Annotated in this window: 18 protein-coding genes; 9 read left to right on the forward strand and 9 right to left on the reverse strand. The window is 58.9% G+C overall.

What is annotated here, in order from left to right; translation table 11 throughout:
* The first annotated feature begins 11 nt into the window (after positions 1–11).
* The gene (locus ACZ5C3_RS10900; protein ID WP_464037593.1) at positions 12–1361 is read left to right on the forward strand and encodes a cytochrome-c peroxidase; all 1350 of its coding nucleotides are present in this window, start codon (positions 12–14) and stop codon (positions 1359–1361) included.
* A 140-nt stretch (positions 1362–1501) separates the two neighbouring features.
* Here ACZ5C3_RS10900 and ACZ5C3_RS10905 read toward each other — a convergent pair whose 3' ends face one another.
* Positions 1502–2023 (reverse strand): hypothetical protein, encoded by a 522-nt coding sequence (locus tag ACZ5C3_RS10905; protein WP_464037594.1) that lies wholly within the window; start codon positions 2021–2023, stop codon positions 1502–1504.
* A 146-nt stretch (positions 2024–2169) separates the two neighbouring features.
* The gene (locus tag ACZ5C3_RS10910; protein ID WP_464037596.1) at positions 2170–3015 is read right to left on the reverse strand and encodes a universal stress protein; all 846 of its coding nucleotides are present in this window, start codon (positions 3013–3015) and stop codon (positions 2170–2172) included.
* 205 nt (positions 3016–3220) lie between these two features.
* On the opposite strand from ACZ5C3_RS10910, the gene ACZ5C3_RS10915 reads away from it, so the two are divergent.
* The 5 genes from ACZ5C3_RS10915 (at position 3221) to ACZ5C3_RS10935 (ending at position 6152) form a co-directional block, all read left to right on the forward strand.
* Positions 3221–4063, forward strand: a complete 843-nt coding sequence (locus ACZ5C3_RS10915; RefSeq protein WP_464044704.1) for a universal stress protein — start codon at positions 3221–3223, stop codon at positions 4061–4063.
* A gap of 155 nt (positions 4064–4218) precedes the next feature.
* Positions 4219–5043 (forward strand): universal stress protein, encoded by an 825-nt coding sequence (locus ACZ5C3_RS10920; protein ID WP_464037600.1) that lies wholly within the window; start codon positions 4219–4221, stop codon positions 5041–5043.
* Positions 5044–5131: 88 nt separating this feature from the next.
* Positions 5132–5563 (forward strand): CBS domain-containing protein, encoded by a 432-nt coding sequence (locus tag ACZ5C3_RS10925; RefSeq protein WP_464037602.1) that lies wholly within the window; start codon positions 5132–5134, stop codon positions 5561–5563.
* A gap of 20 nt (positions 5564–5583) precedes the next feature.
* Complete coding sequence (locus tag ACZ5C3_RS10930; protein ID WP_464037604.1) at positions 5584–5814, forward strand: hypothetical protein; 231 nt, start codon at positions 5584–5586, stop codon at positions 5812–5814.
* Between the two features lie 20 nt (positions 5815–5834).
* Positions 5835–6152, forward strand: a complete 318-nt coding sequence (locus ACZ5C3_RS10935) for a c-type cytochrome (protein ID WP_464037606.1) — start codon at positions 5835–5837, stop codon at positions 6150–6152.
* 14 nt (positions 6153–6166) lie between these two features.
* Here the strand turns inward: ACZ5C3_RS10935 and ACZ5C3_RS10940 are convergent, their stop codons facing one another.
* The 6 genes from ACZ5C3_RS10940 to ACZ5C3_RS10965 form a co-directional block, all read right to left on the reverse strand.
* Positions 6167–6385 (reverse strand): hypothetical protein, encoded by a 219-nt coding sequence (locus ACZ5C3_RS10940; protein WP_464044705.1) that lies wholly within the window; start codon positions 6383–6385, stop codon positions 6167–6169.
* A gap of 333 nt (positions 6386–6718) precedes the next feature.
* Positions 6719–7615, reverse strand: a complete 897-nt coding sequence (locus ACZ5C3_RS10945) for an MBL fold metallo-hydrolase (RefSeq protein ID WP_464038316.1) — start codon at positions 7613–7615, stop codon at positions 6719–6721.
* Positions 7616–7718: 103 nt separating this feature from the next.
* Positions 7719–8108 carry a cupin domain-containing protein gene (locus tag ACZ5C3_RS10950; protein WP_464037609.1) on the reverse strand — a complete coding sequence of 130 codons (390 nt, stop codon included), beginning with the start codon at positions 8106–8108 and terminating at the stop codon, positions 7719–7721.
* Positions 8109–8154: 46 nt separating this feature from the next.
* Positions 8155–8907, reverse strand: coding sequence for an SDR family oxidoreductase (locus tag ACZ5C3_RS10955; protein ID WP_464037611.1), 753 nt, complete (start codon positions 8905–8907; stop codon positions 8155–8157).
* A gap of 408 nt (positions 8908–9315) precedes the next feature.
* The gene (locus tag ACZ5C3_RS10960) at positions 9316–9489 is read right to left on the reverse strand and encodes a hypothetical protein (protein WP_464037613.1); all 174 of its coding nucleotides are present in this window, start codon (positions 9487–9489) and stop codon (positions 9316–9318) included.
* Positions 9490–9670: 181 nt separating this feature from the next.
* Positions 9671–10627 carry a helix-turn-helix domain-containing protein gene (locus tag ACZ5C3_RS10965; RefSeq protein ID WP_464037614.1) on the reverse strand — a complete coding sequence of 319 codons (957 nt, stop codon included), beginning with the start codon at positions 10625–10627 and terminating at the stop codon, positions 9671–9673.
* A gap of 287 nt (positions 10628–10914) precedes the next feature.
* Here ACZ5C3_RS10965 and ACZ5C3_RS10970 point away from each other — a divergent pair, with 287 nt between their 5' ends.
* A complete protein-coding gene (locus tag ACZ5C3_RS10970; RefSeq protein ID WP_464037616.1) occupies positions 10915–11517 on the forward strand; it encodes a cupin domain-containing protein in 603 nt (200 codons plus the stop codon).
* A gap of 269 nt (positions 11518–11786) precedes the next feature.
* On the forward strand, positions 11787–12305 hold the full coding sequence (locus ACZ5C3_RS10975) for a class I SAM-dependent methyltransferase (protein ID WP_464037618.1): 519 nt from the start codon (positions 11787–11789) through the stop codon (positions 12303–12305).
* A 41-nt stretch (positions 12306–12346) separates the two neighbouring features.
* Here the strand turns inward: ACZ5C3_RS10975 and ACZ5C3_RS10980 are convergent, their stop codons facing one another.
* Positions 12347–12550: a hypothetical protein gene (locus ACZ5C3_RS10980; protein ID WP_464037620.1), complete on the reverse strand. Its 204-nt coding sequence runs from the start codon at positions 12548–12550 to the stop codon at positions 12347–12349.
* Positions 12551–13059: 509 nt separating this feature from the next.
* On the opposite strand from ACZ5C3_RS10980, the gene ACZ5C3_RS10985 reads away from it, so the two are divergent.
* Entirely contained in the window at positions 13060–14154 is a 1095-nt protein-coding gene (locus tag ACZ5C3_RS10985) for a DNA topoisomerase IB (RefSeq protein ID WP_464037622.1), read from the forward strand.
* Positions 14155–14195: the final 41 nt, after the last annotated feature.

A 14195-nucleotide genomic window follows, 5' to 3' on the forward strand; every position in this document is an offset into this window, starting at 1 on the left:
CACTTACGCACATGATACGCATTCGCGCATTGTGGCTTCTCGGCGCCGGCCTTAGTTTGGCCGGCGCCGTTTTCGCCGCCGAACCGCAAGATTCGATCGGCGAGAACCCGCACCCGATCCAACTTATCCGTCCGCAAACCGCGCCGTTGTCGGCGATGGCGCAGCTCGGCCGCGAGGTCTTTTACGACACGCGCCTGTCGTCGTCAGGCAAGCTGTCTTGCGCGTCGTGTCACAGTCCGGAGCATGCCTACGGTCCGCCGAACGATGGCCCGGTCATGCTAGGCGGACCCACACTGTCGCGCCCGGGCGCACGCGCCGTTCCGTCGCTCACTTATCTTGAGCGGCAACCGGGCTTCAGCATCGGTCCCGAACAAGAAGAAAACGACGAGCCGCCCAGCCTGGCGCAGCAAGCCGCAGTCGCCCAGCAGTCCACGCGCACGTCAAAAACCGCGACGCAAAATGCGCAATCGGCGGCCAACATCGTGCCGCAAGGTGGCCAGTTCTGGGACGGCCGCGCCGATACGCTCCAGGACCAGGCCCTCATCCCGCTGCTCGATCCGCGCGAGATGGACGCCGGCAGTGTCGAGATCGTGGCGGCGAAGCTGCGCGATGCAGCTTACGTGAAACGCTTCACGCAACTGTTCGGCGAGAGTGTTCTCACGAGTGAGAAGCTTCTGGTCTCCGAGGCGATGTTCGCCGTCGCGCGCTACCAGATCGAAGAGCCGAGCTTTCATTCCTACACAAGCAAGTACGATTACTGGCTGGAAGGAAAAGCGCGTCTCAGCGCCAGCGAAATGCGCGGCTACGACCTGTTCAATAATCCAGACAAGGCCAATTGCGCGGGCTGCCATGTGAGTCAGCCCGGCAAAGACGGTTTGCCGCCGCTGTTCACGGACCATCAGTTCGAGGCGCTCGGCGCGCCGCGTAATACGGCACTCGCCGACACCAAGGATCCGAACTATTTCGATCTCGGCGTTTGCGGGCCCACGCGCAAAGATATCGCGGATCAGACGCAGTATTGCGGCATGTTTCTGACGCCGACCTTGCGCAACACCGCAACGCGCCACGCTTTCTTCCACAACGGCGTGTTCCACACGCTGCAGGAGGTGCTCGACTTCTATAACTTCCGCGATACCAATCCGGAGAAGGTCTACCCGCGCGCGGCCGACGGCTCGGTGCAGAAGCTCAACGATATCCCTGCGCAATATCACGCCAATGTCGATGTGAACGATCCGCCGTTCGATCGTCACCTCGGCGACACGCCGGCGATGACATCGCAGGAAGAGACCGACATTATCGCATTTCTGCAGACGCTCACGGACGGGTATAAACCTGGCACTGGAGATAAAGCGGAGAAGTGACGCCCGGCGGCGTCACTGCGGTATCTGGCCCGCGCGGAAGCCACATCCCGCTATGAGTTTGGCACCAGTGTGAAATCCATGCGCCGGTCTCGATCAAAAGAGGCCAGCGTTGGGTTTTCCGAGGCGGCGTGCAGATATCGTCATCTGTCGAGCCGAGACAGAGCCGATCTGTAGCTATCGTCCAGGATCTCGAAAATTTCACCGGCCAGTGTCAGCGCAAGTCGATCCTTAAATTCGGGAGCGGCGTAGTATATTTGTCCAGCAACCTGTCTTTCGGCCATCGTGTTCCAAAGGCGAAAGCGGACTTCCAGCCGTCCGTCTGACGCTTCACGGACATTGGCGACAACAAGAAGCCCGACACCACGGGTTTTCCAATACGCAAAGTCTGGCGGGGAATCTATTTCGACAGTTTCGGCATTGAGAGCATCGGAGCGCTTGAAGGGATATGGACCGCTGTGCGCGAGAATATCGCGCACCGATCGCGTCATCTCAGCCGCAGTTTCTTCAAGCCCCGGTGCCGCGGTGAAATTGGTAACCGCCACCGAATACCACGAAACATGGGTTACTTTCGGGAGGATCCGCCTCACGTGGAAATCTTTTGCGTGAGATGCCTGGCTTATGAGGGCAACGCCGAAAAGCACAGCCAGCGCGACGTATTTCATCACCGAACCTCTGCAGCGCCGATCTGAAAAGGCGCGCCCCGAATCATTCCCATCAGGCTAGGGCTAAATCTTGCGTTGAAATCTACAAAATTGCGAACGTTGATTGAAGTTCGCTCGACCCGCGAAGTCTCATTCCGGAGCTGACGTCAGTGCGAGAGCAGCAGGGGAATCGGCGGGTTCGCCAGCATTGATCGCGTGGCGCCGCCCAAGACAAATTCGCGCAGGCGTGAATGACCATAGGCGCCCATCACCAGCAGATCGATACGATCCTGATCGATGAACTGGTGGAGAACGTCTTCGATGGGGCGTCCCGCGGCATCGATCTGGTACGTCAACGCGGTGATGTCGTGCCGTGCCAGGTAGGCTCCGATGTCGTGCGTTTTGCGCCTGACGTCGAAAGATTTCTCATGCAGCACAGTGACCACATGCACGGTCTTCGCGCGTTGTAGGACCGGAATTGCATCAGAGATGGCACGGGCCGCGGCGCGGCTGTAATCCCATGCGACTGCGACAGCATTGAGCGCTGCTGTCTTTGGGACGCGGCCCTCGGGTATCAAAAGGGTCGGGCGTCCGGATTTAAAGATAACGGCTTCCGCATCCCATCGATTGACGAAGTCGTCGAAATTGACAGGCAGAATCGTCAGGTCTCTGAACCTTGCATACTCGGCGGCAAGGGTAGGGAGCTCCGCCACCAGTCCATGCTCATGCACGATCTCATGACGAACGCCGAGCTTGTCTGCCTCGGTCTCGAACACCTTCAGCAACGAATGCACATTGTCCTCGCTCTTTTTCATTTCGCGAGCGGCCATCGCGGGGACATTGATGAGCGATGCGCCAAACAGGGTGCTTGGAACCTTGATCTGAATTTTGGGTGCGAAACATGAGATGCGGCTCTCCATGAGCTTAGCGAAGCTGACGGCGTAGCCGATGACGTCCGTCGTTGTCGGCGTTGGATAAGTGGTCAGGACCAGCATCGTATCCCTGATCGTCATGCCCATCTCCCTCTCCAGATACCGGAGCTGATCCTCGCCATTCTGGCCGGGCATAGTCTCTGAGGCTTTGATTTATCTCATCCACCTGATTGTCTCCGGGGCGGGACAGTTGAGGCAGATCAAATCTCAATTCCTTTCCCGATCGAGAATGCTCTGCAGCGGGGTCGAAGCCCCGCCGCCCCGTGTGGCAGGAGACAGGACGCATATGTCGGAGGGGATGATGATCAAGGACATTCTCGTCAGGCTTGAGCGCGATGCCCGCCGCGACGCGGTCAACGAAGTCGCGGTCTCGCTGGCGGAGCTGTTTGATGCGCATCTGACAGGTGTGTCATTCACGGATGAGCGAGTCTTGGAGGTGTCGCTCGCGCAACTGCCATTGGATGTCGTTCAAAGGATCTCCTCGGAGGCAGAGGAGGCGGCTCAGGCGTCGATCGATCGGTTCGCGCGACTATCGGAGCCGAGACTCTCATCGGTGGCGCACCGGCTGATAGGTGAAAGCGATCTAAGTCCTGCAAAGGCGTTCGCACACATGGCCAGGTGTTTCGATGTGAGCGTGGTGATGCAGCCAGATCCGGACGCATCGGTTGACGATGCGCAGGTCATAGAGGCGGCACTATTTGAATCGGGGCGGCCGATCATAGCGGTGCCTTACATCCAGCGGCAAGGAGTCGTGCTTGATCAGGTCGTTTGTTGTTGGGATGGAGGCCGGGCAGCCGCGCGCGCCATCGGCGACGCGCTTCCTCTGCTCAAAAAGGCGCGGAACGTGCGGGTCCTCACAATTGCCAACGACTCTTCCGACCTGAACGAATGTCGCGGGTTGGAGATTGGCGCGCATCTCGCGCGGCACGGTGTCAAGATCGATGTCGAGGTCACATCGGCGCCTGACGTGGATGTCGCGGACACGATCTTGAATTGGGTCGCAGACCAATCCGCCTCGATGCTTGTGATGGGCGGCTATGGACATTCCCGGCTTCGAGAGTTTGTGCTCGGCGGCGTCACCCGCACAATGCTGTCGTCCATGACGGTTCCTGTGTTTCTCTCGCATTGAGCTGGACCCTCCCGATACGATCGAAAAACGACAAGCAGAGTACGGCATCGCACCGACGCCCGTTGTCTTGATCTATCTCATCCAGCCTTGGTCATTTCGTCCTATCGACATGCAATCGCGGGCGATCAAAATCCATGTGTGGCATGGAGGGTGGCATGAATTGCAAGACGGTGATGGTCAATTTAGCAATCGGAAGCATCAACAAGCCGCGCATTGCGGTTGCGAAGCAACTCGCCGAACGCTTCGACGCCCGGCTCATCGGAGTGGCTGCATCCGAGATCACCCCGCCGCTCTATTTTGCGGACGGAGACGCTGGTCAAAGAATGATCGAGGCGAGCATGACAGCGATTGAGGTGGCGTTTTCTACTCTCGAGGCGGAATTTGATGCGGAGGTTGATAGTGATCGGTCTGAGTGGCGCTGCTCGCGGCAGATCCCGACACTGTACGTTGCGCAGGAGGCACGGGCCGCCGATGTCATCGTCACCGGCCAAAGCCAGGACATCATGATGTCCAACGCCTTCGCGTCAGCGGATGCAAGCGATCTCCTGATGGGCGCAGGCCGCCCCTTGCTCATCGTTCCGGATTCAGTCAGCTGGATAGACTTCCGGCACTGTGTGGTTGCCTGGAAGGAGGCTGTGGAATCGAGGCGCGCGATCGCCGACGCAATTCCCTTGCTGCGGCTGGTGAACGACGTCAGCGTCGTGGAAATTATCGAAGGAGGTGTGTCTTCACGAGCTGCGCAGCGGCACGTTGAAGATGTCGTCGCGTGGCTGGAGTGTCATGGTGTTTCAGCGGCGCCGTTAGTGGTCGAAAAGAAAGGGGACGTCGGCGAGCAATTGGAACGCATCGCAGCCGACGCCGGTGCAGGGCTCGTCGTCGCGGGGGCCTACGGAAACTCGCGGTTGCGGCAATGGGTGTTCGGCGGGGTGACGAGGCATTTCCTGCAAGAATCGGAACGGTGTGCGCTGCTCTCAAGATAGCCGGCCGCTGTTGATCTCGATCAAACTAGCGGCGCAGATTGGACCGAATTTAACGCAGGGGGCTGGAAAACTTCTGCAGGAGGGTCTCTTGCTCCGCTTTCTTGAAGAGACGGTCGCTGATCACATGACGACGTCTGTCAAGACGGTGACGCGCAAAGTCTCCATGGAGCAATTAAAGAAACGCTTCGATGCCGATGACTTCAATGCATATGCGGTCGTCGAACACGGCCATATGCTCGGTCTCATGACCAAGTTTGATTTCCTGAAGGTGTTTGCGCTTGAGCCGTCTCACTTGGTTCCGCATTACAATGAGCTCATGAAGCGAACGGTCGGCGACGCCATGACCAAGGACTTCATCAGTGTCAGTCCGGCGGCCAAGCTCTCACACGTCCTTCAGTTGATGGTCTCGCATCGCGTCCGGAGCGTTCCCGTCATCCGGGGGGAGAGGGAGCTCGTCGGAATCATATCGCGGCAGGACGTTATCAAGGCTCTTTGGCTGTGCACGGACCCGACGAGTTAATGTTGCAATTGGAGATCGCGATGCCTGAGTACCGCGTAAATTTCTACAAGACGCTTCTGAGTTCTCAGGGACACAACTTCAAATGCTTGCAGCGGGAGATCGATGTCAGATCGGATAGTCCCTCAGCGGCTCTCCGGCTCGCCCAAAGTCAGGTCGATCCGGGCCTGGCGCCGGATTGCATCGAGATCGTGCATACCCATCGCGTTCCCGGCTTCTACGAGAGGCTCGATGAGTCTCGGCATAGATCCTGACGCAGGGGAGGAGCGACGCGATGTTGAAACGAGCACTTCTTCCGATCGCGCTCGTTGTCTTTGGCGCGACGCCATCTTGTGCGGAGACGCCCGCCGAGATCAGGGGACGTACCTTCGCAAGGGTCAATTGTGCGAAATGTCACTCGATTGATCGCGTGACGCCCAGTCCACTAAAGATCGCGCCCCCGTTTCGAACGCTTCACGAGCGGTATCCGGTCGAAACGCTGGCGGAGGCTTTGGCAGAAGGCATTTCGACCGGCCATCCGACCATGCCGGAATTTCAGCTTGAACCGGATCAGATCAACGATTTCATTTCGTATTTAAAAAGTTTGGAGTGACTGTGCGCGGACAGTCAACGTTTCGACGCGTACGGCTTATGGCATCCGTCACCTCGCGATCGATTCACGTCATCGACTTTCGCAACGTGATAGCCCGCCGGATCGATGCGGTCTTCGTCATTTGGAATGGGAACATCGACAACGAGTCCATCGATGAGAGCGGCTTCCCAGACTTCCTTTTCGGTCGGGAAGGGGCTTCCGATCTGCTTGTGGTCTTTGAAGAGGGCGTACATGCGAGCCTCCTCAAGCTTCTATGTTTTTACGCGTTTTCTTCTCGCGAACCGGAAACCACTTCGCTTGAAAACGCTATGTTTATGTTCGACGCGTTTTCTTCACGCGACTTCGCTTGAGAGCGCCGCTTAAAAAAGGAAAAGGGTATGAATCAAAACCCCGCCAGTACCCGAAGGTGCTGACGGGGCTTTCGCTGACATTTTGTTGGATTTCTCCTCCATCCTATCAGCTGAAAAACCAACGGCCTTGCCGGTCCTTCGTTCCGGAGATTTTTCTTCTTTTTTTTGATCGAGCCAAAATCCGCGCACCCTCATTCGGCTTAACCCAACAAGCGATCAGTACTCCCAGGGGCCCGGTACCCAACGAAAGGCGTTGCCGTCGACCGCCACATGGCAGACGGACGGGAACGACAGGTGAGTGGCTATCAGCGACTCGCGGTTCGTCGCCAGCTCCCGCAAAAGACGCACCCGGACGCGTGCCGCCTCCTCGGGGTCATGTTCGAAGCCGTTGAACCAGTCGGGATGCTCAAACCCGACCTGGAACACGGCGTCGCCGGCAAACGTCAGCCGGTCGCCGCCGGACGCGAGGCGGACCACGCTGTGCCCGGGGGTGTGGCCGCCGGTACGTGTGACGAGCACGCCCGGCGCCACCTCATACTTCTCGTCAAACGTCCGAAACTGGTTCTGGTACTCTTTCATGAACCGCTTGGCCGTCCGGCGAAGCGCGTCGGGGAAGCCCGGCGGCATGGAGACGTGGGAGAAATCAGGCGCCTCCCAGAATGTGGTTTCAGCGGCTGCCACATGGATGCGCAGGTCTTTGCGCAACCGCTCCCGCACGCCGTCGATGAGCAGCCCGCCAACATGATCCATGTGCATGTGGGTCAGCACCACGTCGGTGACGGACGAAAGATCGATGCCGGCGTCCTCCAGTCGCTCGACCGTATGACCGGCCCGCGGCAAGTCCGGGAACTCCGCTCCCATCCCAGCGTCGATGAGGATGGTTTTGCCACCGCTCCGCACCACGACCACGTTCAACGCCCACTCCAGCACGTCCGGCGGCAGAAACTGTTCGTTCAGCCAGGCCGCGCGGACGGCCGGGTCAACGTTGTGGCCCAACATCGCGCCCGGCAGCGATAGCACTCCATCGCTGACCACCATGACATCAATGTCGCCGATCTTCAGCGCGTAGCGCGACGGAACCAACTCGTGCTCCGGCCGACCGTGGATGAACATCGCGTTGATCGTGTCGGCACAGGATTTGACCGAGGGCTGTGAGACGTTTGCCATGCTTGCCCCCTGCTGACTGCCTTACCCACACCTTGTCATTGCATAAGAGTCACTGCGCGGGCATGAGCGCCGAAGCGCCCTTGTCCTTGATCAAGAGCACCATGAATTTCGCTGGCTGAGTGCTGCTCGCGTTCCGATCGACGACATGAACATCAGCAGGGCCTTCATAGAAGGTCTGTCCTGGTGTCAGTGTCACCGGTTGTCCACCTTTCAGCTGCATCACGACCGAGCCCTCCAGCACGTAAACAAACGCATGTGCATTGTGCCGGTGGATAGCGCTCGAGCCGCCGGGCGCATGCTCGACCATGATCATCAGAGCTTCCTTGCCGGGATTCTCCGGCAGATCCTTAGTCATGAGTGGCGTGACCTTAGGCTCCTGAGCCATCGCCGTGCCGCTCATGACGCACAGAAGAACCAACGCAACGAGTTTCATCGTCATCATCGCCTCTTTCGTTACAGGGGACGTGCTCGTCCTCCGATGCGGATCAGGCTGCAGCCTGTGAGCGGCGGAGCCATTCCTCCAGACCGATGCGGCCGAGGCGCGCTTCGCCAAGCGGCACCAGCGATTTCTCGTCGACCCGGCCGCCGAAGTATCGCGCTTCGGGGTCTCTCACGACCTCTCGCGGATCGCCAATCGCCTTCAGATAGCGGGCGACGATTTCGTTGAACGGTGCTCGTTCCGGGCCGGCAATCTCGACGATGCCGTTTTGCGGCGGCGCGAGCGCGACAGCGGCGACGTTGGCAGCAACATCGTCCGACGCGATGGGCTGGAAGAGGCCGGGCGAAAGCCGGACCACATTTCCATCCGCACCTGCAGCGGCGATGCCGCTGAGGAATTCCATGAACTGGGTGGAGCGGATGATGGTGTAGGGGATGCCGGAGGCCTCGATCAGTTTTTCCTGGGCGACCTTGGCGCGGAAATAGCCATTGTCGCTCCGGTCAGTTCCGACGATGGACAGCGCGACATGGTGCCGGACGTTCGCTGCGGTCTCCGCTGCAAGAAGGTTGCGGCCGGAGGTCTCGAAAAATTCCAGCACCGCCTTGTCTTCCCATAAGGGCGCGTTGGCGAGGTCGATCACGACCTGCGCGTTGGCCATGGCCTCGTTGAGTCCTTCGCCGGTGATGGCGTTGACGCCTGTATTTGGCGAGGCGGCGACGACCTCATGGCCGCCCTGGCGTAGAATGGCGACGGTCTTCGAGCCGATCAGGCCGGTGCCGCCGATCACGACAATCTTCATGTTGATCCTCCGTTGTCGTCAGACACGCTTGGCTTCTGGGTTGGTTATCGCAATCGTCATCAGCGCGCTGGTCCATTGCGTTTCAACCGTGACTGCGCTGAGTGAAAGGCGTGACGAAACTCGCCGCTTCGCGCTCAACAGCAACATACGGCGCGACGATGTTGCTCGCCGGCCGTGGTTATGACGCGGTGGATCGGAGCCCTTCACCGGCTAGCAATTTGGTCGAACGGCTTTTCAAAAAGATCAAACCAAAAAAATCAAACAGTGTGTGACAACGCGCTGCGACAAGCTCGCGGCCAAGTATCCGCACGAACGGCGATCCCGGTGATCGGTTCCAAAGATTTTTCATTATTTTTTGTGAGGATCAAAATCAGCGCGCCTTGGATGAGCGCCGCTACAACAGTACCGCTACACCAACACCAGATGCGGGCGGAGTTTGTCTTCGGCCTGTTTGGCGCGCCGGTAATCTTCGAGGAATTCGACGTTCGCGTACGCGCTCTGCTTCGCCAGCAGGTGATAGATGCTTCCGATATGGCGCAGCCAGAACTTCGCAGGGCCGGGTTTGAGCCTGCGGGCCTCCATGATGGTCCGTCTCGCGTGCGCCATTAGATAGTCGGTTGAGTCTGACATACAGAGCCAACGGACAGGCTCCACGCGCGTTCCGCGTGTTCCGCGCGGAACTGTTTTCTCCGAAGCAGCGCCCGTTGTGTCGTGACCGCAATACCGCTTGCGTCAAGTCGTGCACTTGAGCGACGCGGCGTGTTCAGTACCCGACGAACGTGGGGTCGGCCGGCCGGCCAATCGGCGGGTTTTGCCAGCTGACATCAAGAGCGCTTGTGCGGAAGAACTGCTGGGGCGTCTCTCCGACAAGGGCGTCGAAATCGTTGATCATATGGGCCTGGTCGGCAAAGCCGCAGGCATAGGCGATGTCGGCCCAGGCGGATCCTGCTTGCCGCATCGCCATGATCTTTTCGATACGTGCGACGCGTGCAAAATGCTTCGGGCTGGCCCCGAACATCGCCCGGAAGCCACGCGACAAATGCCGTTCACAGACGTCCAATTTTGCTGCAAGCCCCCGCACACGCAGCGAGGGATTTCGTCGCAAATATTGCGCAGCCTTGCATACGGCGGAGTCCGTTCGGCATTGACGCAGATTTCGCAGCAAGAAATTTTCGACGCGCGCGAAGCGCGAGGAGGCGTCGGGTGCTTCCATCAGCACTTCTTCGAGCAACGATACGTCCCCCGCTTTGAAGACATCGCACAGATTGATCTTTTCATTGACGAATTCATGCATCCCGCAGCCAACGAGACGGGTGGCGGCCTCCGGCTTGAGGCGAACGATGAGAACGCCGAGAGGGCCGCTTGGCCGTACCGTTACGACGCCGGTCCCGACCACGGTCATCACGTGCTGGAACTGCCGATGCTGATAACCGCTGGAACCGAAATGCCGGTCCGACCGCATCGGCGCGCGATATTGCGCGATGAGATAAGGCGTGGTGCTCGGTAATGTTTTGGGCGTGATAGTTCGCGCTACGTTGTCGTCGGGAACGTCCCAATCCATGATCTGCTCGACAATATCCGCCAACAAGGGATGGATGTGGACGAGCTTGTTTGGTCTCGGTCTCTCCGGGCTTTCAATGAGCGCGCCGGATTTCTCCACGTGTTGCCGATAATCCATTCGTCGCGGTTCAGACTGCTGCTGCCGCGCTGACAATGCCATGCATCTCTCCTGATCTGCTGCCGGCGAGGATGTTCTGACCAGCGACGATGTTACGAGAAAGACTGCCCAGCCCAACTCAGCCTCGGGCAAGGCTGTTACGCGATAGCTACCGAGCGAGGGGATCCGGTTACAGGTGAAATAGGAGTCCGGTTCTTTCAATCCATCCTTTTTTGGGATCCGTAAAACCTCGCACACGACGTAGCTGGATGCGACCGGTGCAAGTGCGGCGTCATATCGCCGCGACTGACGCCATCACACCCATTCATCGCGTCGCGGGAGTGGCACTCATGATCCAGTCATTGGAAATCAACATCAAAAGCGAGTACGACGAAGGCGATATGCCAGCGTTTGACACGAACGCCAGCCGCCTGCCGGTGCGGCGGAGCGCGAGATCGTTCGCTGCCATCATCGTTCGAACTCTGCTTGCCTCGGCCGTGTTGATGCTCAGCGCGACCAGGGTTTCGTATGGGTCCGACGCCAACATCATGTCCGGCATGCATGGCGGACACTTGGCCACCATCATCTCAGAGCTGCCTCCGGATCATCCTGTGGGGACAAACGCAACTGTCGCTGTTCTGTCGTTCAAACCGGCGATTCACCTGCATGAACCATGTCTTTCGATGTTCCTTGTCGACTACCTCCCGGGTGGTTCGGCACTTCTGCATCGATCACCGACCGCGGGATATGTTCTGGTCCATGTGCTGTCGGGCGAGATTCGCGCGCAGGCCTGGGAAGCGGGGATGGGCACGTATCGTTCCGGTCAGACATGGGTTGAGCCGGCGGTTGCTACCGACATCATCACCAAGAACGCCAGCGCCGTCGAACCGGCGCGTGCGCTTGTCGTGCTGATGACGAATGAGACAAGCGCGCTGCAGTCGGAGGATCGTTAGCCGATGCAGAACAGCGCAGCGCGTCATCGGCTCAATGACAGCGTTCGGATAAATGACTGCGCTTCACTGGCTTGCGGCTTCGAGTCTGATTTTTTCAATCCATCCATAATCCCGCTCTCTAGAGTCAAGGATGGCGGCTTTGACGTCGCTGCCAGCGCCGATGAATTTTCGCGCGATGCGCTGGGCAGAACGAAAGGGGGCAAGCGCACGCCGCTCCACAGATCCGAGATTGCAGACGGCCAGATCCACTCCAACCGAATGAGAAACCAATGCGTAAACTCTTCGTAAAGCCTGATATGCAGGTCGCAACAGTAAACGCTGCTTCGCCCAGGTGTGTTTCCGAAATCAAGAGTTCTTCTGGAATCGAACCGACGCCACCGGGACTTCGCGTCGTTTCCGTGCTGGACATCAGCGAAGGCATCTTGAAGCAGTGCGGCATCGAGCGCGGCATGCATGTTGTCGAACTCGCATGCGGTGCTGGCGACGCATCTCTCTCGATCGCGAAGGTGGTTGGCCCCACGGGCCTGGTCGTCGGGATTGACGAGTCTGCGGAAGCCATCGATGCGGCTGCGCGGCGCGCGACGGTCGCTGGTCAATGTTACTGGACGCGATTTGTCACTGCGGATCTCGACACCTTCGCTCCGTCTGAACGGTTTGATGCTCTCATTGTTCGGCAGAGCCTTTTTCGCAGGGGTGAACGCTTCACCTTCTTGCGGCTCTCCAGCTATATCCGTCCGCACGGCATCATTGTGATCGCTTGCGGCAACCTGGCCGGACGTCGTCGCTAGTAGTTCGATTCTATCCACTAGCGAGTGGCACTATGTCGCAATCAGCGCCGCCCTTTCGGTCCCAGCAAATCGTGCGCATTCAGCCATCCCTTGATCCGCCTGATCGGCGCGGGAGTCATCGGCGCCGGATTCAATGTTGGCTCCGGCTTCTTTGTCTTGAGGCGGGTGAGGGACGACTTCTCGCGAAAGGACAGTGCGAATTCGCGTAGCCTTGAACGAAGCGGCGATTGAAGCTGACTTTTCATCGAGCACCTCCGCTGTCTGAGGCGGGCACGGCTGACAGCCCGCCGGACGGGCAAATTCTTGCAGGGGCTGATTTTGAAGTCGACCGGAATATTTCTGATGCGCGCGGGAACAATCGGAACCCTTGGATTGCGCGAAGTGTCATCTTACGTCTGGCGTCATCTCATCGGCAGAGGGAGCTGAAAGCTCCTGTCGGTGCTGTTCTGAGAGCTGTTCGACCTGTGCACCGCAAATCAGGACAAGACTCGCCAGCACGGCAAGACAAAACTCAAGCATCGCCGACACTCCCCCAACTCATTCCGCGCGGGAAACTAGGTCCCGGGCTAACCGCGCGCAAGATTCGATGCGGAGATTTCCCGTCCCAAGTTGGTACTGCTTTCAAAACATCGAAAACTTGAATGAACTTTTGCGTCACGAAATGATCGCTTCACCGCTTTGAAAACTCATCGAATATCTCGCCAGGGAACCAAGATGGCTTCACTTTGCTTGTCACCGGCAGAGGTAAAACACCATGGATGCCCAATCATTCCGCGCGCAAACGCCGGAAATTTCAGCGAGCGAAGTGCGTGAGGTTGTATACCCGGCGAGTGTCATCAAGCTCGCGAAGAAACTCGGCCTCACGCTTTGTCATCAAAGCGCGCTTTCCATCCGGCGCGTCAAACGCGGGACAGGATTCTCGTTCGTGATGCCTGACGGGCGAACGATCCGGAAGAAGATCGTCATCGCGCGCCTCAATGCGCTCGCGGTGCCGCCAGCCTATGTTGAGGTGCGTTATTCGAGCGACGCGATGACGCATCTGCAGGCAATTGGCCGCGATGCCGCGGGCCGACTGCAATACCGCTATCATGCCGATTGGGAGAAGGTGCGTGAGGCACGCAAGGCGCGGCGGCTTGCGAAACTCGTCGATGCCTTGCCGCGCATCCGGCGGGCTGTCGCACGCCATCTCTCGGGCAAAGAGCCGGTCAAAGAATTCGCGCTCTCTGCTGTCATCGAGTTGATAGCGCGCACGGCCATCCGGCCGGGAGGCGAGTCCTACACAAGGCTCAACGGCACGCGCGGCGCAACCACCTTGCTCAAGTCCAACGTAGCGATCGAGGGCGATTGCATCGTGCTGTCGTTCCGGGCGAAGGGTAACAAATCGGTGCGCAAGGAATGCGATGCTGCGCGTCTCGTCCGTGCCATCGAAATCCTGCACGCACTGCCGGGGCGGCGGATGTTTCAATACCGCGATGACGAGGGACAAGTTCGTCTCGTGAATGCATCGCAGGTCAATCTGTTCCTGCGCGAGCTTGCCGGGATCAAGATCTCGCTGAAGGATTTCCGCACGCTGATGGCGTCAGCCGCCGTGCTTGAATCGCTATCGCGCGTAGTGCCTGCGGAGAGCGCGCGCGGGCGGCGGCGTCAGGTGCTGGACGCCGTGCGCGCTGCGGCGGATGAACTCGCCAATACGCCTGCGATCTGCCGGAAGAGCTACGTCCACGAGACCATCGTCACGGCTTTTGAAGACGGCATCCTTGAACGCTTCTCCTCGACACTCAAGGGCTGCCGCTCCCCCGCGCGTCGGGAACAGGTGCTGGCCAAGGTCGTGGCGACGGCCGCGATCTAGCTGCTGCAACTGGTAAGAGGCGGTCAGGCTTCACACACACT

The organism is Afipia dichlorophenoxyacetatis, assembly GCF_055386385.1.